Origin of the sequence: Sphingopyxis sp., assembly GCF_040216815.1 — a bacterium.
Taxonomy (GTDB): domain Bacteria; phylum Pseudomonadota; class Alphaproteobacteria; order Sphingomonadales; family Sphingomonadaceae; genus Sphingopyxis.
Genome location: NZ_JAVJOJ010000001.1, coordinates 55532 through 73348 on the forward strand (window position 1 = coordinate 55532; position 17817 = coordinate 73348).

The window sequence follows — 17817 nt, forward strand, 5'->3', positions numbered from 1 at the left end:
AGATGATGAAGCTACTCGACACGCTGCATCGCTGGGCAGGGGGCCTCATCGGCCTTCTGCTCGCGCTGCTCGGCGCGTCGGGCACGATCCTGCTCTACAAACATCTTTGGATCGGCATTGCGGGCGCGGGCGATGCGCAGCGCGGCGACCTTGCGACCGTTGCGGCCGCGACCGAAAAGCTGATGGCGATGCCCGGCGCGCAGGGCATCATCTATGCCGATGCGCGCCTGGGACTGCATCAGCTGCGGTTCGCGGATGGCGCGGGCGCCTATGCCAACCAGTCGGGCGAGATCGCCGCGCGCTGGGCGAGCCAGTGGGAGCGCCCCGAACTCTGGATTTTCGATTTCCACCACCATCTCTTTGCTGGCGACATCGGCGAATGGGTGATCGGGATTGCGGGGCTGTGCGGGCTGTTTTTCGTCATCAGCGGCGCGATCCTGTGGTGGCGCACGCGGAGAAGCTTCCAGCTGCGCCTGTGGCCCAAGCGGATGAGCCGACCCGCGATCGTCATGCATCACCGCGACATCGGGATTATCGCCGCGCCGCTGCTGCTCATCTCGATCGTCACCGGGACGATGATGATCTTTCGTCCCTTTGCGATGGTGATGATTGCCCCCTTCGGTTCGCCCGCCGAAGCCGCCAAGGCGATGGAGCCCCCGAAATATAAAGGCGGACCGCTCGCGCAGAAGCCGCCCTATAGCGCGATGCTGACCGAAGCGCGGCGACGCTTTCCGGGTGCCGAATTTCGTATCCTCAGCCTGCCGCGTACGCCGGGCGACCCGATCAGCCTCCGGATGCGCCAACAGCCCGAATGGCTCCCCAACGGGCGTTCGACGCTGTGGTTCGACGCCGCGACCGGCGAGTTGCTCGGCGCGAACGACGCGCTCGCGATGCCCTCCGGCGCCCAGGCGTTCAACAAGGCCTATCCGATCCATGCGTCGAAGGTCGGAGGCTGGACGTGGCGCATCCTGCTCACCCTCTCGGGCCTGGCGATGACGATGCTCGGCAGCCTTGCCGTGTGGACCTTCTGGTTCAGGCGCCCCAAGCCCGCGAAGCGCGCCGTGAAAAGGGCCGCGCTGGCGGCGCGATAGCGGCGCGAAAGGCCGGTTCTGACGATCGCGGCGGATCGGCCTAGCGGATCGCGCCGCTTTTCATCAGCCGCGGTACCAGAGTCAGCGCGGCGACGAGTGGCCAGCGGCGCTGCCACGGCTTGATCTCGATCCGGGTCCCCGCGTGGCGATTGATCTTCCACGCCAGATAGTCGATTCCGCCGGCATAGGTGAGACTGGCCTTGGCAAGCCGGACAATGCTGAGCAGCTTGCCTTCGACGCGCCGCCGCGCCCAGCCTCCGCTCCGCGCCCTTGCGGGGATCGCAGCGATCGCGGGCGCGCTGAACCGGTCGTATCGCGCGGCATCGGCATCGACCACCGATTGCGCGCGGCCGCTGCGCTCGGCGCGCAATTCGACCGAATAGGTCAGCCGGAAGGCGCGGCGCCACCAATCGAGCGGTGCCTCGCCCGCTTGCCGCCCCGCCGCGCCCAGCAATGTGGGGGCCGCGCGCGCAACCGCGGCAACCGCACGCCCGCGCGCGGTGTCGTCGACCGCCCAGACCAGCCGCGAGGGCTGCGCGAAACGCGCCCACACCGACACGTTGCGTGTCTCCGGCCCGTTCAGCCGGTGGAAGTCGGCTTCGCTCAGCACCGCATATTTGGCGATCAGCCCGCCGTGCTGAAAGGGAAAGACATTGGGCGGGATCAGCCGGTTTGCGGCCGCCAGCCAGCGTTTCGGATAAGCGTCGCCATAATCCGACACGATCAGGTAGAAATCGAGCATCAGCCCATCGAGTTCACGCTCGCGAAGGCAGCTGCCATAGAAAAGCACCGCACGCGCGCTGCCCGGATATTCCGCCGCGATCGCCGCCGCCATGGCCGCAACGCGCGGCTCGACCGGAACCGCCAGCTCTTCGCGGACGAGATCGATGAGAGCCGTCATCGAAAGCTCAGGCGGCGAGGCGCAGGAAAGGAACCGGCTGCGTCGAGGTCAGGATGATCGGCGCGCCGTTCTTCGCCTCGAAAATCTCGCCGTCGAGGATGACGTTCGACCGTTCGCCCTCGATCCGGATTTCGTCGCCCTGCTGAAAATGCACGCCTTCAAGCTGCTTTTGCCCCAGCGTGCCGCGCCAGGTCGCACCGAGCATCCTCAGCAGCGCGCCGACGCTGCTGTCGGTCGCGAGCAGCTTCATATGACCGCCCCCGCCCTGTCGGTCGCTGGTGCGAATGCTGAGCAGCAGTTTTTCGAGCGTCGTCACGATGAGGAGCGAGAATTTACCCTTGAACTCGCCCTGGCGAACCAGCGACACCGTCATCGGTTCGGGCTTGGGCGGCAGCCGCCCGCCGCCGAGACCAAAGACCATCGCGAACAACCCTAGGATTGCCGCAAGGAAATGCGAAATGCCGTTCGGCAGGCCGAGCGGATAGATGCGGTTGCGGCAATAGAGCATGACGTCGGCAAGATAGGCGCCGCCAAGGAACATGCCGAGCACGGGCCGCGCGCCGCCGCCGCTGTCGAGCGCGATGAGCTGACGCTCGATCACATGGTCGCCAAGTTCGCCCGCCTGGACAAGATCGAGCACGCGCTGGAGCGCCTTGATCGGGTCGCCCTCGGCGCCGAGGTCGAGTGCGATCAAATTGGTCTTGCCGTTCGGCAACACCGCCACCGGAGGCGGCGATCCGCCGAAATGCCCGCCCGAATAAAGCTCGGTCAGCGCGGCCTGGACGGTGCCGTCGCCGCCGTTGATCGCGACGACGCGTGGGGACACCATCGCGATGGTGCGGATGGCCTCGCCAATCTGTTCGACATCCTCCACCTCATAATGAAAGATGTCGGGATGTGCCGCGCAAAATTCGCGAACCCGCGGCAGGTGCGAGCGGTTGCCCGTCGAGCGAGGATTCGAGAGGAGCGCGACACTGGCCATCGGCGGATCACATATATTTCATCGAGATAGAGATAGTCCGCGGCGCATCGCCCACCGTAAAGGCCGTCTTCTTGTAGCTCGGCTTGCCGAGGTTGAAGATATTGATGCTGGGATTGTTCGACATGCCGCCGCCATCCTTGCTGATGTCGGTTTTGCCGTTGCCATTGACGTCGTGGCGCACGGCAATGCCATACACGCCGGCTTCGGGCAGCGGCACGCAAACCGTCATCGACCCGGCGCGCGCCGGCACCTCGATACGGGTCAGCCAGCGTCCCTTGGCCAGCCAGTCGGCCGACGTTCCGCGATAGCTTTGCACACGAATCTTGCCGCCCGATTCGCGGATCCCGTTGATCTGAACGAGCGTCGACGGCCCGCTGCGGCAATTGGACAGATCGTTCGGTATGACCCGGCCCATGGCCTGCGCCGTGGACCCTGCGGTCAACAGCGCAACGGCAAGCAGGCCCGATACAAATTTCGACATGACCTCAAAACCTCCAGAGGCTATAGCCACGTCCGCGCACGCACGGCGCACGCCGACATGGGTCCCTGTCGCCCTTGAATCGGCATATCGGAAACATTTGCGGCCAAAACATGGTGATGGGGCGACGAAAGATTGAATAAGCTGCCTGCCATCGACCGCTATATCGCGCGGCTCATCTTTTTCCCCATGCTCGGCACGCTCGTGCTGTCGGCGATGCTGCTCGTGCTCGAAAAGATGCTGCGGCTGTTCGACTTCGTCGCGACCGAAGGCGGACCGGTCAGCGTCGTGTGGCGGATGCTCGCCAACCTCATCCCCGAATATCTCTCGCTGGGCATTCCGATCGGGCTGATGCTGGGGATTCTGCTGGCTTTCCGGCGACTTGCGACATCGAGCGAGCTCGACGTGCTGAAGGGCGTCGGCATGAGCTTCGGGCGGCTGATGCGGATGCCCTATGTCTACGCCGTGGCGCTCGCCGCGCTCAACCTGGCGATCGTCGGCTTCATTCAGCCCTACGCCCGCTACGCCTATGAAGGCCTGCAGTTCGAGCTGCGATCGGGCGCGCTCGGCGCGTCGATCAAGGTCGGCGAGTTCACCAAGCTCGGCGACCGCATGACGCTGCGCATCGAGGAAAGCTATAACGACGGCCGGTCGCTGCGCGGCATTTTCGTGCGGGGCGAACAGCGCGACGGCCAGCGCGTGTCGGCGACGGCATCGCGCGGGCAGTTCCTCGCGACCGACGACCCCGACACGATCATCCTGCGGCTGTCGCAGGGAGTTTTGATCCACGAATCGCCCAAATTTGCGGTTCCGCGGGTGCTGACCTTCGACAATCATGACCTGCCGATCCCGCTGCCCAAGATCGAGGCGTTCCGGCTGCGCGGCGGCGCCGACCGCGAAAAGACGATCCCCGAACTGTTCGTCGCGGGCAAGGACAGCCGCCAGACCGAGCAGACGCGGCTCGAATCGCGCGCCAATTTCCACTTCCGCATCGTCGAGGTCATGTCGATGTTCCTGATCCCGCTCATCGCGGTCGCGCTGGCAGTGCCGCCGAAACGGTCGACCTCGTCGCTCGGCGTTTTCCTGTCGATCGTGCTGCTCGTCACCCAGCACAAGATCAACCAATATGCCGAGGACCTGGGCGCGCGCGGCGCGGTCGACCCGCTGATCGCGCTCTGGGTCCCCTTCCTCCTGTTCGCCGCGCTCGCGATCTGGATGTATTATACGATTGCGCACGTGCCCGGCGGCCAGCCGATCGGCGCGCTCGAACGCGTCGCGGCGAAGGGCGCGCAGCGGCTCCGCGCGCTGATCGGCCTGTTCCAGCGCAAGGAGCGGGCCGGCTGATGCACCAGCTCCATTTCTTTCCGTCGCGCACCATGGCGCTTTACGTCGGGCGAATGTTCCTGTTTCGCACCTTTGCGATCCTCTTTGCCCTGGTACTGATCCTCCAGACGCTCGACCTGCTTGGCGAAAGCGGCAAGATCCTGGCGGTGGCGGGCAACAGCGACGGCGACGTGTGGCGCTATGTCGGAATGCGAATGCCCCAGATCATCGAAACCTTCCTGCCCTTTTCGGTGCTCCTCGGCACGATCCTGACGATGGTGACGCTGAACCAGAACAGCGAGGTCGTGGCGATGAAAGCCGCGGGCATGTCGGCGCATCAGGTGCTGGCGCCGCTGTTCCTCGCCGCATTGCTCGTCGCGGGCATCAGCTTTGTTTTCAACGAACGCATCGTCACGCGATCGACCGCAGCGCTCAGCGCATGGCAAAAGGTCGAATATAAGCGGGTGCCCGCCGACAGCGGGGTGCGCAGCAACATCTGGGTGCGCGACGGCGACGATCTGATCAACGCCCGAACGGTCGAAACCGCGGGGCCCGCCGTGGTGCTGCGCGGCGTCACCATCTATGAACGCACCGGCGGGGTCCTTTCGTCGATGCTGTCGGCCGACAGCGCCCGCGCGCTGCCCCGCGGTGGGTGGAAGATGGAGAATGCGCGGCGTTTTGTCCGCCGGTCGGGGGCGCTCGAACCGCTGGGAACGATCATCGCGGCAAGAGCGGTGCGCCCCGACCAGTTCACGCTGGCGCAGGTCGACGGCGACGAGCTGCCGTTTTTGAAACTCAAATCGGCGATCGACGACCTCGAGGCCGCGGGGCGCCCCGTCGACGCGCTGAAGGGCGTGCTCTGGCACAAGATTTCGGGGCCGCTATCGGCGATTTTGATGCCGCTTCTGGGCGCCGTCGCAGCGTTCGGCCTTGCACGATCGGGCAAGCTGTTCGTGCGCGCGATCATCGGCATGGGGCTGGGCTTCGCCTATTTCGTCGCCGACAATTTCGCGCTCGCGATGGGCGACCTCGGCGCCTATTCCCCCTTCCTTGCGGCGTGGGGGCCGTTCATCCTGTTCGCGCTGATCGGCGAGATGATTTTGATCCGGACCGAGGAATAGGGCTGCCAGCGTCAGTTATCGGCCGGAAGTTGCCGTTTCGGTTCTTATAACTTCGTCATTCCCGCGAAAGCGGGAACCCAGTGTGGGGTCAGCCTACGCACGCTCTGGGTCCCCGCTTTCGCGGGGATGACGAATATGCGTGTGGCAGCTCCCCACCCCAAAGCAGACATCGTCGGCGCAAATGTCAGGCGGCTTTGCCCCGCGCCGACCCGGCAACCAGATTGCGCACCAGCTTCGGCAAGCTGTCGTAATTCGCGCCATGATATTGCGAATCGGCGGGCAGCGCGTCCTTCAACCGCCGGTGCGCCTCGGCGAGCGAATGATAGGGCAGGCCGGGCAGCAGATGGTGCAGCGCGTGATAGCGCAGACCCACCGGCGCCCATAGTTCGGGCAGCAAGCCCGGCGGGGGCACGTTGACGCTATCGAGGAACTGGCCCGTCACGGTCAGCACCTCGCCATCATTTTCCCACAGATGCGCGACGAGCGTGCGGATCTGGTTGAGCACCAGCGTCGCCGCCGCAATCGCGCCGAAGATGGCGAGCGCGCGCAGCGGCACCCAGCCGAAGACGCCTGCCGCGATCAGAAGCGTCGACCACGCCCAGGCGCCGCCCTCCTGCCACGCCCACATGCGGCGAAACTCGCCCTCGGGCGGCTTGCGGTGGAACAGCGGGTTGATGATCATCCCCGAATAGCGTTCGACCACGATCCGGCGCAGCGGCGGGATCAGGAACGACAGCGGGGTGAGGACCGCGTAGCGGAACAGGAGCGCGAGCGGCGCGAACGCCGCGGCGACGACAAACAGCGGCACCGTCCACGGTTTCATCAGCGCGAGCGGCAGATATTCGGGATCCTCGACCGTGCCATATTTGGTGCGGTTGTGGTGCAGGCTGTGGATTCCCTCGTACATGAAGGAGGGGATCAGCATCGGCACGCCGACGAGGATGTTCCAGCCGAGGCGAAAGCCCGGCAGCGCATTTTTGCGGATATGCGTAAGTTCGTGGATGAAGCTGCCCGCGCGATAGAGCGCGGCGACCGCGACCGCGGCGGCGAGCAGCATCCATGCGGTCGAAGGCGCAAAAATCGCCGCCGCAATCCCGGCATAGCCGATGAAGGCCGAGGCGAGCATATCGGTCCAGTAGATGCGCGCGCTCGGCTGAACGAGATCGCGCGTCAGTTCGGACGCCGCGCGGATCATCGCCATATCGTCCGCGATGGCCGATTTGGGAACTTTGGTTGCCGACGGTGCGAAGGGGGTCGCGACCCGATCAGCGGGGGGATTGATCGTCGTCATATCGGGTCCAAAACCATAGCTTCGTGGCAGCAAGATGGCCGAATGCGGGTCGCCAGCGCCGCATCTATGCCCTAATGCGTCGCGCAATATATAGGGTTGGCATTTCAGGAAACCAGTATGAGCGCGCACAACGAAGGCCCGGTCACGATCCATCCGGTCAAGAACAAGGACGAACTGCGCGAATTTGTCGAACTCGCCTTTCGGCTCAACCGCGGCGATCCGGCATGGGTGCCGCCGCTGAAAAGCGAGGTCTATGGTCTTCTCACGCCCGGCAAAAATCCATGGTTCGAACATGGCAAGGCGCAATTGTTTCTCGCGCGGCGCCGCGGTCGCACGGTTGGGCGCATTTCGGCGCATATCGACGCGCTGGCGCTCGCGCAGCCGCCCGAACAGGGCATGGGGCCCGGCACGGGCAATTGGGGGCTGATCGAGGCCGAGGATGAAGACAGCGCCGCCGCGCTGATCGCCGCGGCCGAGGGCTGGCTGCACGAACAGGGCATGACCCGCGCGCTCGGTCCCTTGTCGATTTCGATTTGGGACGAACCCGGCCTGCTGATCGAAGGGTTCGAAACGCCGCCGACGATCATGCTCGGCCACAATAGCCCGCTCTATCGCGCGTGGATCGAGGCGGCGGGCTATCGTCCCGTGAAGCAGCTCAGGAATTTTGCGGTCGACATCGTCGACGGCTTTCCCCCGCTGGTGAACCGTATCGTCGCCGCGGGCGAGAAGAACGACCGCATCCGCATCCGCCGCGTCGACAAACGGAAATTCGACGCCGAAGCGCGGCTGATCATGGGCATTCTCAACGATGCCTGGTCGGACAATTGGGGTTTCGTGCCGCTGACCGACAGCGAGATCGCCTATATCGGCAAAAAGCTGAAGGACATCGTTTTCGAGGATCTGATCCGCGTCGCCGAGCTCGACGGCGAAGCCGTCGCCTTTATGATCGTCCTCCCCGACATCAACCAGCTGCTGATCGACATGGAGGGATCGCTGCTGCCCTTCAACTGGGCGCGGCTGCTCTGGTGGCTCCGCAAACCCAGGAGCCGCCGACTGCGCGTCCCGCTGATGGGCGTCGTCAAGAAATTGCAGAACAGCCGCATGGCAAGCACACTCGCTTTCATGATGATCGAGTTCATCCGGCGCGACGGCGTCGCCAGCTATGGCGCCGAACAGGGCGACATCGGCTGGGTGCTCGACGACAATCAGGGGATGAACGCGGTCGCCGCCGCGATCAACGCGCGGGTCAACCGCGTCTATCAGATTTACGACAAGGCGCTCTGATTACCGGCGCCTGCTTCGGCCACCGCCGCCGGGATCGTGCGGCGACGGATCACGAAAGCACCGCCCAGGTCGGCGCGTGATCGCTGGCCTTTTCGCGGCCGCGATGATCCTTGTCGACCCCCGCATCGGCGAGCCGATCGGCGAGCGCGGGGCTGAGCAGCAGATGATCGATGCGAAAGCCATGGTCGCGCTGCCAGGCCCCGGCCTGATAATCCCAGAAGGTCCACACGCCCCCGGCGGGATGGCGGCTGCGGATCGCGTCGGTCCAGCCATCGCCGAGCAGCCGGAACCAGGCGTCGCGCGATTCGGGCTGCATCAACGCGTCGGTCGCCATCGGCCCATGCGGATCCCAGACATCATCGTCGTGCGGGATGACGTTATAGTCGCCTGCGAGGATCGTCGGGATTTCGGCAGCCAGCAACGCCTTCGCGCGTTCGCGCAGCCGCGCCATCCAGCGCAGCTTGTAATCGAATTTGGGGCCGGGCTGCGGATTGCCGTTGGGAAGGTAGATCGACGCGACGCGGACGCCGTGGACGTCGGCCTCCAGATAGCGCGACTGCTCGTCTTCGGTCTCGCCCGCAAGGCCGCGCTGAACCTCGACCGGGTCGACGCCCCTGGCGAGGATCGCGACGCCGTTGAAGCCCTTTTGCCCGTGATAGAGAAAGCCGTAACCCGCCGCCTCTATCTCCTTGACCGGCATCGTTTCGTCGCTCGATTTCAGTTCCTGCAAACAGGCGACGTCGGGCTGCGTTTCCTTAAGCCATTCGACAAGGCGCGGCATACGGGCCTTGATCCCGTTGATGTTGAAGGTCGCGATTTTCATGTCCGCACCTATGGCAGCAAGCGCGGCGGGGTGAAAGGCGTCAGATCGCGAAGCTGGACCCGCAGCCGCAACCCGCGGCCGCATTGGGATTTTCGACCTTGAACGACGACCCGCCAAGCGAATCGACGAAATCGACCGTGCAGCCACGCACCAGGTCGATGCTGACCGGATCGACGACCAGCTTGACCCCGTCGGTTTCGGTCACGATGTCGTCGGCATCGATGCTTTCGGCGAGGCCGAAGCGATAGGTGAAGCCCGAACAGCCCCCGCCATCGACCGCGAGACGCAGCGCCGCCTGTGCTTCGCCCTTACGCTCGGCGATCCAGCGGACGCGCGCCGCAGCGGCGGGCGACAGGGTGATGTCGGAAATCTGCGTGGCCATGACAGCAAGATAGGGACGCACGGCCAAAAGAAAAGGGCGCCCCGGCATCTACCGTGAAGCGCCCCTCCTCTCCGACCCAGGAAAGCCCGGTTAATGCTTATTCGGGACCGCCCATCGCGGCATTTTTGCCCGTGATCGCCGCGATCGCCATCTGGTCCGACCGCACGAACGGCATCGGATTGACCGGCGCGCCTTCGATGCGGACTTCATAATGAAGATGATTGCCGGTCGAACGGCCGGTCGAGCCGACATAGCCGATGATCTCGCCCTTCTTCACCTGTTGGCCCGAGCGCACGACATAGGAGGACATGTGGCCGTAGCGCGTCTGGATCGCATTGCCATGTTCGATTTCAACATAATTGCCATAGCCGCCAAGGCGCTGGGCGCGGCCGACAATGCCGTCGGCGGTCGCGTAAATCGGCGTCCCGTGCGGCGCCGGAATGTCGATACCATTGTGGCGCGCGACCTTGCCGGTGATCGGGTGGACGCGCATACCATAGGACGACGAAAGCGACATCTGATCGATCGGGCGGCGCGAAGGCACCGCCACCCCGATCGAGGCGGCAAGGCCGGTGTCGAGGCGCTTCCACGCCTGGAAGATCGCGCGCGCTTCGCTGTCTTCGCCGACCGACGGAACGCCCACGTCGAAATTGTCATCATCGGGTTCGTCGGGAACGACGATGCCCGCGTCGGCGCTGGTTTCGGCGGCGTGGACGGCCGGTGCGGCCAATCCGAAACAGGCTGCTGCGCAAATTATTGCGACGTGGTGCAACTTTTGCGCCAGTAGAATGTTAGTCAAAACAACGACCCCGCGTTTGCCATGTCGCCAAAGCCCGGAAAATGGACCTTGGTGCCGGTTTTCTTGCTCTGGATGATTGCTCATCCCCCGCGAGAGCCTGTGTGCTGGCGCAAAGCTTACGAAGCAATAACGGCGTAGAATTCTTGCGTTAAACCGGCGCGAGCACGCGCTGAGTCGTTGAACGGCGGTTTCAAACCGCCCCGAAACCGCGATTTTACGAGGGCCTGCCACGTTTCGGCGGCGTTGAATCCCATTTCGTCGCACCTTTGCCCGAACCAGACTGTGCCCGCGCGCACATGACGGATTTCGTCGCTGTAAATACGCGACAAAATCTTTCCCGATGCCTCGTCGCCCGCCGCGCGGAAGCGATCGACCGTCGCCGGGGTGACGTCGAGCCCGCGCGCTTCGAGCACCATCGGAACGATCGCAAGCCGCGCAAGCACGTCATCGCTGGTTGCCTCCGCCGCTTCCCACAATCCCGCATGCGCCGGCAAATCGCCGTAAAAGCTGCCGAGTTGCCGCAGCCGCCGGTCGAGCAACGCGAAATGCATCGCCTCGTCGGCGGCGACGCCGATCCAGTCGTCGACGAACGCGCGCGGAAAGTCGCCGCCAAAACGTCCCACCAGGTCGACCGCCAGGTCGATCGCGACAAATTCGATATGTGCGAGCGCGTGGAGCATCGCAATGCGCCCGCGTTCGGACCCGCCCTTGCGGCGGCGCGGCATCTGGCCGGGCGCGAGCAATTCGGGCCGATCGGGCCATGCTGGCCTGCCCGGCATCGCCACGTCGCAGCGGTGCGCAAGCTCACCCCGCCGCCACGCGCGCGCCAGACGCCGCGCTGCGCGGCGCTTGTCATGCGGGTCCGCGGTCAGCAACACCGCGCGCGCGGCTTCGCCAAGTGTCGCCATCAAAGCGCCTTCGCCGCCTCCAGCACCGCGTCGGCGTGGCCCTTCACGCGCACCTTGCGCCACTCCTTCGCCAGCTTGCCATCGCGGCCGAAGAGGAAGGTCGAGCGTTCGATGCCCATATAGGTCCGGCCGTAATTCTGCTTTTCGACCCAGGTGCCGAACGCTTCGCACACCGCGCCGTCCTCGTCGGAGGCGAGGCGCACGGTGAGGCCGTATTTGTCGCGAAACTTGCACAGCTTTGACGGGGCATCGCGCGACACGGCGAGCACCTGGGCGTCCAGATGCGCAAAATCGGGAGCGAGCCGCGTGAAGTCCTGCGCCTCGGTCGTGCAGCCCGGCGTATCCGCCTTGGGATAAAAATAGACGACGAGCGGCGCGCCCTTCATCGCGGCCAGATCGATCACGGCGCCATCGGCGTCGAGAAGCTTCACATCGGGGATGGGGTCGCCGGTCGCGATCATGTCTGTTTCTCCTGTTCAGCGGGGGAGGTCGGCCGAATCGAAGCCCACCAGCTTGCGATCTCCTGCCGCGCCGCATCGTGCGCGGCAAGCAGTTGCGGCCAGCCGGGCTCGCCGCACTGGCTTGCAACAAGTTGACGCGCGGCGGCCGTCGCAGGTTCCCCGTCGGGAGCGGTGAGGCGCAGCATCACGAGCATCCGCGCAAGCAGGCCGTGCGCGTCGCAAATCGCCGGCGACACCAGCCGCTCGACCTTCATGCACGCCAGTGCCGAGCCGATGTTGGGATCGTGGCAGCGCCCCGTCGCAAGCTGCGTCACCTGCATCGCAAATTCAAGGTCGACGAGCCCGCCCGGCCCGCCCTTGATGTCGAGCGGGCCCTGCGGCGGCTTGTGCGCGGCGATCTTGTCGCGCATCGCGGCGGCGTCCGCTGCCACCGCGTCGCGGTCGCGCGGCGCCGCGAGCAGGTCGTCGATGATGTGTTGCAGCGCCGCGCGCGCGCCGTCGGCCCCATAGACGGGCCGCGCGCGGAGCAGCGCCATATGCTCCCACGTCCAGGCCTCTTCGCGCTGGTAGCGAGCAAAGCTGTCGAGCGTGACAACGAGCGGCCCCTGCGCCCCCTGCGGGCGGAGGCGCGTGTCGACGTCGTAAAGCTTGCCCGCCGCGGTCGGGACCGACATCGCCGCGGTCACGCGCTGCGCCAAGCGGTTATAATAGGTCGTCGCGCCGAGCGGCCGCGGCCCGTCCGATTCGGCAAGATGGTCGCCCGTGAACAAATAGATGAGGTCGAGGTCGGAGGCGTGCGTCAGCGCACGGCCGCCGAGTCGGCCGAGCGCAAGCACGACCAACTCGCTGCCCGGCACGCGCCCATGCGCCTCGACAAATTCGGCTACAGTCGCGTCGGCGAGCACCTGCAACGCCGCCTCCGCCAGTTCCGAATAGCCGCAGGCGATGGCGAGCGGGTCGTTCGCCCCTGCGATCAGTTGCACCCCGTAAGCAAAGCGCCGCTCGCCGACGCGGTCGCGCACGCGGTCGAGCAGGCGTTCATAGTCGAGCCCCGCCAGCCCGGGCGCCCATTCGGCAAGCAGCCCGGCCTTGTTCGCCGGCGCCTCGAACGCGCGCTTGTCGATCAGCCCCTCGATCAGTTCGACGCGCGCGCCGAGCGCATCGGCGAGCGTCGGCGCGAGCGACAAAATGCGCGTCGCAACTTTTGCCAGTTCGGGCTGCGCGGCAAGAAGGTGAAAGAAATTGATCGCGCTGGGCAAGCCCGCGACCAGCTTGTCGAAACGGAGCAAGGTCGCTTGCGGATCGGGTGCGGCGCCGATCGCGCGAACGAGTTCGGGCAGCACGGTCTCGAGCGCATCGAGCGCCGCCGCGCTGCGCAGCGCGCGCAGCTTGCCCCCGCGCCACTCGGCGATCGTGCGCAGCGCGGCGCCGGGCGGATCGAACCCCGCTGCAGCCAATCGGCCTGCAAGCGCCTCCTCGTCACGCGGCAGGCCGCTGGTCGCCGCCCGCTCCGCGACCAACCGGTCGTAACAGGCGGCAACCTCGGCGGCCACGGGTTCGAGCGCGGCGAGCAATGCCGTGCCGTCGGCCATTCCGTCGAGCCGCGCGACCTTGTCGAGCGCCGCGGCAGATGTCGGCAGGCAGTGGGTTTGCTGATCCTCGACCATTTGCAGCCGGTGTTCGATACGGCGCAGCGTCGCATAATGGTCCGACAGTCGCTGCGCGACATCGGCTTCGATCCGCCCCGCCGCCGCCAGCGCCGCAAGGGCGTCGACCGTCGCGGGCGGGCGCAGCGACGGATCGCGCCCGCCATAAATAAGTTGATGCACCTGCGCGAAAAATTCGATCTCGCGAATACCGCCGCGGCCCCGTTTCAGATCATAGCCGGGACCAAAGGCCTGCCCCTGCGCAAAATGGTCGCGAATCCGGTCGCTCATCGCGCCGATTTCCTTGAGCTGGCGGAAATCGAGGCTGCGGCGCCAGATGAAGGGCTGGATCGCCGACAGGAAACGCTCGCCCAGTCCGCGGTCGCCCGCCGAGGCGCGGCTGCGGATGAAGGCCGCCTGTTCCCACGCCAGCGCTTCGGATTCATAATAGGATATGGCCGCGCTTTCGGACAGCACGATCGGCGTTACTTCCGGGTGCGGGCGAAGGCGCAGGTCGACGCGCAGCACATGGCCGTCGGCGGTGCGCGCCGACAAAATTTCGACCATCCGCCGCGCGATCCGTACCGCCGCTTCGTCGGGGTCGTCGCGCGCGCGGCGCGGCAGCGTCTCGGGATCGAAGATCAGGATCGGGTCGATGTCCGACGAATAGTTGAGTTCGTGGCTGCCGAGCTTGCCAAGCGCGATCAACGACAGGCCGCGCGGCTCTTCGTCGGGCACGCGCTCGGCAAAGGCGGCGGCGAGCGCAGCGTCGCACGCGCGGTCGGCAAAATCGGTGAGCAACCGCGTCGTCGCGGCGACATCATGCTCGCCCGACAGGTCGCCAAGCGCGAGCAGCAAGGCCATCCGCCCGCGCCATTGGCGAAGCTTGCGCATGACATCGTCGCCGATCGCAGGCGGCGTCACCTCCGCAAGCGCGGCATCGGCGCCGTCCGACAGGAAGAGCGCGACATCGCCCGGATTAATCTCCGCGAGCCGCGCAAGGAATGGGGCGTTGGCGTAGAGCCGGTCGAGCGCGCCTTGGCGCGCGGATGCATCGGATGCGGTCATCGCGCGTGGCTATCGCGCGCTCCTCCTGCGGTATCAACCCCTCTCCGCGCAATCAGGCCGGAACCGTGCTTTCGTCGAAGAACAGAACCTGCGAGATCGCCGCGCGCAAGGTCGCGGGCTGATAGGGTTTGGTCAGCAGAAACGCAGGCTCCGGCCGATCGCCGGTAAGCAGCCGTTCGGGAAAGGCCGTAATGAAGATGACAGGCAACTTCACCTCCGACAGGATTTCCTGCACCGCCTCGATCCCCGAGCTGTTGTCCGCGAGCTGGATGTCGGCAAGCACGAGGCCGGGCTTGTGCTTTTGCGCCGCTTCGACCGCCTCGGTATGCGTCGTCGCGACAGCGACCACCTCGTGCCCCAGGTCGCGAACGATCATCTCGATATCCATCGCGATGATTGGCTCATCCTCGATGATCAGGATGCGCGCGCGCGTCTGGCGATCGATCTCGTCGGTTGCGTCGTGGATCAGCGCGCGCACGGCCTCGGCATCGCGGCCGATGATGCGGCCCGCATCCTCGATGCTGAAGCCTTCCACCGCAGTAAGCAACAGCGCCTGCCGCGCGAGCGAAGGAATGCGGCGCAGCCGGGCATCGGCAATCGCCATGTCGCTTTGCGTCGCCTCGCCATCGGGGGCCGCCTTTTCGGCCATCAGCCCGAATTTGTCGTGTACCATGCGATAAAGCTGGATGCGCAGGTCCGCGTCCGCATCGACGGCATCGGGGTGCGCCACGAGCGTTTCGAGCATCTGTGCGACAAGCGCGTCGCCATGCTGCTGGCTTCCCGAAATGGACCGGCCATAGCGTCGCAGATAGGGAAGATGCGGCGCAACCGACTGACCCAATGACATAGATAACCTCCTGAAAGCCGTGTCGACGCCGAACGGACTGTGCGAAACCGGGACAAGTTCCGTGCCGCCCCGCCCCCTATCCGGCTTATTTCGACCTATGGGAACGATTTAGCCTAAAAATGGTTTCATGGGAAAGAAACAAGCGCGCCATTGCTCTTTGTGGTTCGCGCGGCTAGCAAAAGGCCCCATGTCCAGCGGATGCACTTATAATGACGCCTAAAACCGGATCGCCCCGCGGCGATGTATCGGGGAAAGGCGCCGACAAAAAGCCTTCCGCCAAGGCGCCGGACGTCAATGGCGCGCTTCGCCGCGCGTATGAATCAACAGTTGATGAAGCCATTCCGCAGTCGCTGCTCGACCTTCTCGGCAAGCTCGACTGATCAGAGGCGGCGGTAGCGCGTCGCAAAATCCGCCTGGAAGGCCGCAAAACGCCCGTCCGCGATCGCATCGCGCATCGCCTGCATCAGATCCTGATAGAAATGGATATTATGCTGCGTCATCAGCATGGCACCGAGCATTTCGCCGGCGCGGACGAGGTGATGCAGATAGGCGCGCGACCAGGTCGTACAGACCGGACAGCCGCAGGCAGGATCGAGCGGCTCCTGATCGTCGGCGAATTTCGCATTGCGAATGTTGAGCGGTCCGTCCCAGGTAAAGGCCTGCCCGTTGCGGCCCGACCGCGTCGGCAGCACGCAATCGAACATATCGACACCGCGTGCGACCGCGCCGACCAGATCGTCGGGTTTGCCGACCCCCATCAGATAGCGCGGTTTGTCGGCAGGAAGCTGTCCGGGCGCGAAGTCGAGCACGCCGAACATCGCCTCCTGCCCCTCGCCCACTGCAAGGCCGCCAATCGCATAACCATCGAACCCGATGTCGACGAGCGCCGCCGCCGAACGCGCGCGGAGCTTTTCATCGAGCGAACCCTGCTGGATTCCGAACAGCGCCGAACGCGCCGCATGTTCCTCGCCTGCGTCAAATCCCGCACGGCTGCGCGCCGCCCAGCGCATCGACCGCTCCATGCTCGCTGCGGCGCGCTTCGCGTCGACCCCGGCGGGCGGGCATTCGTCGAAGGCCATCACAATGTCGCTGCCGAGCAGCCGCTGAATTTCCATCGAGCGTTCGGGCGTCAGCATGTGGCGCGATCCGTCGAGGTGACTTTTGAAGGCCACCCCCTCCTCGCTCTGCTTGGTGAGCGCCGACAGGCTCATCACCTGATAACCGCCGCTGTCGGTCAGGATCGGCCGGTCCCAGCCCATGAAATTGTGCAGCCCGCCGAGCCGCGCCATGCGTTCGGCCGTCGGGCGCAGCATCAGATGATAGGTGTTGCCCAGAATGACGTCGGCGCCCGCCGCGCGAACCTCGGCCGGGCGCATCGCCTTCACCGTCGCGGCGGTCCCGACGGGCATGAAAGCAGGCGTGCGGATTTCGCCACGCTGCATGAGGATCGTTCCCGTGCGCGCGGCGCCGTCGGTTGCGGCGATGGAAAAGGCGAATCTGTCGGCCATGGCGCGCGCCTATGGCGGGAAAGCCATGGAAAGTCGAGATTGTCCAACCTTGCACCGAACGTCATCCCGGCGAAGGCCGGGATGACGGATAAGCTACGGGACGGAAGCCGCCGCGATTCCGCCCGCACCGCTACCCTTCCTGCTCGCCCCTCCAATCGCCGTGCTGCGCCATCCACAGGCTGACCGCGGCGATTGCGGCGGTTTCGGCGCGCAGGATGCGGGGGCCAAGCGCGATGCGGTGAACGGCAGCGTGCGCGACGAGCAGGGCGCGTTCGCGGTCGGTGAAGCCGCCTTCGGGGCCGGTGAGGATCGCCGCGGGGGCGGGGGCCGAAATATGCGCGAGCGGGGCACCGCCTGCCTCGTCGGCAAAAAGCAGCGCGCGATCGGCGGGCCAGCTCTGGAGCAGCTGCGGCAGCTTGACGGGCTCGCCGAGCGAGGGGAGCGCAGTGCGTCCGCATTGTTCGCACGCTTCGATAATCTGCGCGGCGAGCCGTTCCTGCTTCACACGCTCGACAATCGTGCGTTCGGTGATCACCGGCTGGAGGCGGCGGACGCCGAGCTCGGTCGCCTTTTCGATGATCCAGTCGAGCCGCGCCTTCTTGACCGGCGCAAAGCAGAGCCAGAGGTCGGGCACCTGTTCGATGTCGCGGAGCTGTCGTTCGACGCGGAGGGTCAGCGAGCGTTTGGCGGCATCGGCGACGACCGCGAGCCATTCGCCGCTGCGATTGTCAAAGAGGCACACCGGATCGCCGGCCTTCAGCCGCATCACGCCGAGCAGATAATGCGCGGCGGCGCCGTCGATCACGGGCGCGCTGTCAGGCCCGAGCGGCTGATCGACAAAGAGGCGGGGCGTGCTGGCGGGGGGCCAGGCGGGAGTCGCGGGCATGGCGGCGCGATACCAGAG

At 65.6% G+C, this 17817-nt stretch carries 18 protein-coding genes; 5 read left to right on the forward strand and 13 right to left on the reverse strand.

Annotated features, from left to right (window positions below; genetic code table 11):
- Window positions 1-5: 5 nt before the first annotated feature.
- On the forward strand, window positions 6-1091 hold the full coding sequence (locus tag RIA72_RS00280) for a PepSY-associated TM helix domain-containing protein (RefSeq protein WP_350030798.1): 1086 nt from the start codon (window positions 6-8) through the stop codon (window positions 1089-1091).
- A gap of 40 nt (window positions 1092-1131) precedes the next feature.
- Here the strand turns inward: RIA72_RS00280 and RIA72_RS00285 are convergent, their stop codons facing one another.
- Genes RIA72_RS00285 through RIA72_RS00295 form a run of 3 tightly spaced genes read right to left on the reverse strand, consistent with a single transcriptional unit; the run spans window position 1132 to window position 3455 of the window.
- Window positions 1132-1992 carry a hypothetical protein gene (locus RIA72_RS00285; RefSeq protein ID WP_350030354.1) on the reverse strand — a complete coding sequence of 287 codons (861 nt, stop codon included), beginning with the start codon at window positions 1990-1992 and terminating at the stop codon, window positions 1132-1134.
- A 7-nt stretch (window positions 1993-1999) separates the two neighbouring features.
- Complete coding sequence (locus RIA72_RS00290; RefSeq protein ID WP_350030355.1) at window positions 2000-2974, reverse strand: diacylglycerol/lipid kinase family protein; 975 nt, start codon at window positions 2972-2974, stop codon at window positions 2000-2002.
- Between the two features lie 7 nt (window positions 2975-2981).
- Window positions 2982-3455 (reverse strand): DUF2141 domain-containing protein, encoded by a 474-nt coding sequence (locus tag RIA72_RS00295; RefSeq protein WP_350030356.1) that lies wholly within the window; start codon window positions 3453-3455, stop codon window positions 2982-2984.
- Window positions 3456-3587: 132 nt separating this feature from the next.
- Between RIA72_RS00295 and lptF the strand changes: the two genes are divergently transcribed.
- Both lptF and lptG read left to right on the forward strand, forming a co-directional pair.
- On the forward strand, window positions 3588-4796 hold the full coding sequence (gene lptF, locus RIA72_RS00300; RefSeq protein ID WP_350030357.1) for an LPS export ABC transporter permease LptF: 1209 nt from the start codon (window positions 3588-3590) through the stop codon (window positions 4794-4796).
- A complete protein-coding gene (gene lptG / locus RIA72_RS00305; RefSeq protein WP_350030358.1) occupies window positions 4796-5896 on the forward strand; it encodes an LPS export ABC transporter permease LptG in 1101 nt (366 codons plus the stop codon). Before lptF ends, lptG begins: the two co-directional genes overlap by 1 nt.
- A 184-nt stretch (window positions 5897-6080) precedes the next feature.
- Here lptG and RIA72_RS00310 read toward each other — a convergent pair whose 3' ends face one another.
- A complete protein-coding gene (locus tag RIA72_RS00310; RefSeq protein ID WP_350030359.1) occupies window positions 6081-7187 on the reverse strand; it encodes a fatty acid desaturase family protein in 1107 nt (368 codons plus the stop codon).
- Between the two features lie 117 nt (window positions 7188-7304).
- Here RIA72_RS00310 and RIA72_RS00315 point away from each other — a divergent pair, with 117 nt between their 5' ends.
- Window positions 7305-8471, forward strand: a complete 1167-nt coding sequence (locus tag RIA72_RS00315) for an N-acetyltransferase (RefSeq protein WP_350030360.1) — start codon at window positions 7305-7307, stop codon at window positions 8469-8471.
- Between the two features lie 49 nt (window positions 8472-8520).
- Here RIA72_RS00315 and xth read toward each other — a convergent pair whose 3' ends face one another.
- The 7 genes from xth to RIA72_RS00350 all read right to left on the reverse strand — a co-directional run bounded on the left by xth (window position 8521) and on the right by RIA72_RS00350 (window position 15405).
- Window positions 8521-9294 carry an exodeoxyribonuclease III gene (gene xth, locus RIA72_RS00320; RefSeq protein WP_350030361.1) on the reverse strand — a complete coding sequence of 258 codons (774 nt, stop codon included), beginning with the start codon at window positions 9292-9294 and terminating at the stop codon, window positions 8521-8523.
- A 40-nt stretch (window positions 9295-9334) separates the two neighbouring features.
- A complete protein-coding gene (gene erpA / locus RIA72_RS00325) occupies window positions 9335-9676 on the reverse strand; it encodes an iron-sulfur cluster insertion protein ErpA (protein WP_350030362.1) in 342 nt (113 codons plus the stop codon).
- A gap of 97 nt (window positions 9677-9773) precedes the next feature.
- The gene (locus RIA72_RS00330; RefSeq protein ID WP_350030363.1) at window positions 9774-10406 is read right to left on the reverse strand and encodes a M23 family metallopeptidase; all 633 of its coding nucleotides are present in this window, start codon (window positions 10404-10406) and stop codon (window positions 9774-9776) included.
- A 185-nt stretch (window positions 10407-10591) separates the two neighbouring features.
- Entirely contained in the window at window positions 10592-11383 is a 792-nt protein-coding gene (locus RIA72_RS00335) for a ferritin-like domain-containing protein (RefSeq protein WP_350030364.1), read from the reverse strand.
- The gene (locus RIA72_RS00340; protein WP_350030365.1) at window positions 11383-11844 is read right to left on the reverse strand and encodes a peroxiredoxin; all 462 of its coding nucleotides are present in this window, start codon (window positions 11842-11844) and stop codon (window positions 11383-11385) included. The genes RIA72_RS00335 and RIA72_RS00340 overlap by 1 nt, the downstream gene beginning before the upstream one ends.
- Window positions 11841-14558 carry a bifunctional [glutamine synthetase] adenylyltransferase/[glutamine synthetase]-adenylyl-L-tyrosine phosphorylase gene (locus tag RIA72_RS00345; RefSeq protein WP_350030366.1) on the reverse strand — a complete coding sequence of 906 codons (2718 nt, stop codon included), beginning with the start codon at window positions 14556-14558 and terminating at the stop codon, window positions 11841-11843. Before RIA72_RS00345 ends, RIA72_RS00340 begins: the two co-directional genes overlap by 4 nt.
- 52 nt (window positions 14559-14610) lie before the next feature.
- A complete protein-coding gene (locus RIA72_RS00350) occupies window positions 14611-15405 on the reverse strand; it encodes a response regulator (RefSeq protein WP_350030367.1) in 795 nt (264 codons plus the stop codon).
- A gap of 209 nt (window positions 15406-15614) precedes the next feature.
- On the opposite strand from RIA72_RS00350, the gene RIA72_RS00355 reads away from it, so the two are divergent.
- A complete protein-coding gene (locus tag RIA72_RS00355; protein WP_350030368.1) occupies window positions 15615-15785 on the forward strand; it encodes a NepR family anti-sigma factor in 171 nt (56 codons plus the stop codon).
- Here RIA72_RS00355 and tgt read toward each other — a convergent pair whose 3' ends face one another.
- Both tgt and RIA72_RS00365 read right to left on the reverse strand, forming a co-directional pair.
- Window positions 15786-16913: a tRNA guanosine(34) transglycosylase Tgt gene (tgt, locus tag RIA72_RS00360; protein WP_350030369.1), complete on the reverse strand. Its 1128-nt coding sequence runs from the start codon at window positions 16911-16913 to the stop codon at window positions 15786-15788.
- A gap of 130 nt (window positions 16914-17043) precedes the next feature.
- Window positions 17044-17799 carry a 16S rRNA (uracil(1498)-N(3))-methyltransferase gene (locus RIA72_RS00365; protein WP_350030799.1) on the reverse strand — a complete coding sequence of 252 codons (756 nt, stop codon included), beginning with the start codon at window positions 17797-17799 and terminating at the stop codon, window positions 17044-17046.
- Window positions 17800-17817 lie beyond the last annotated feature (18 nt).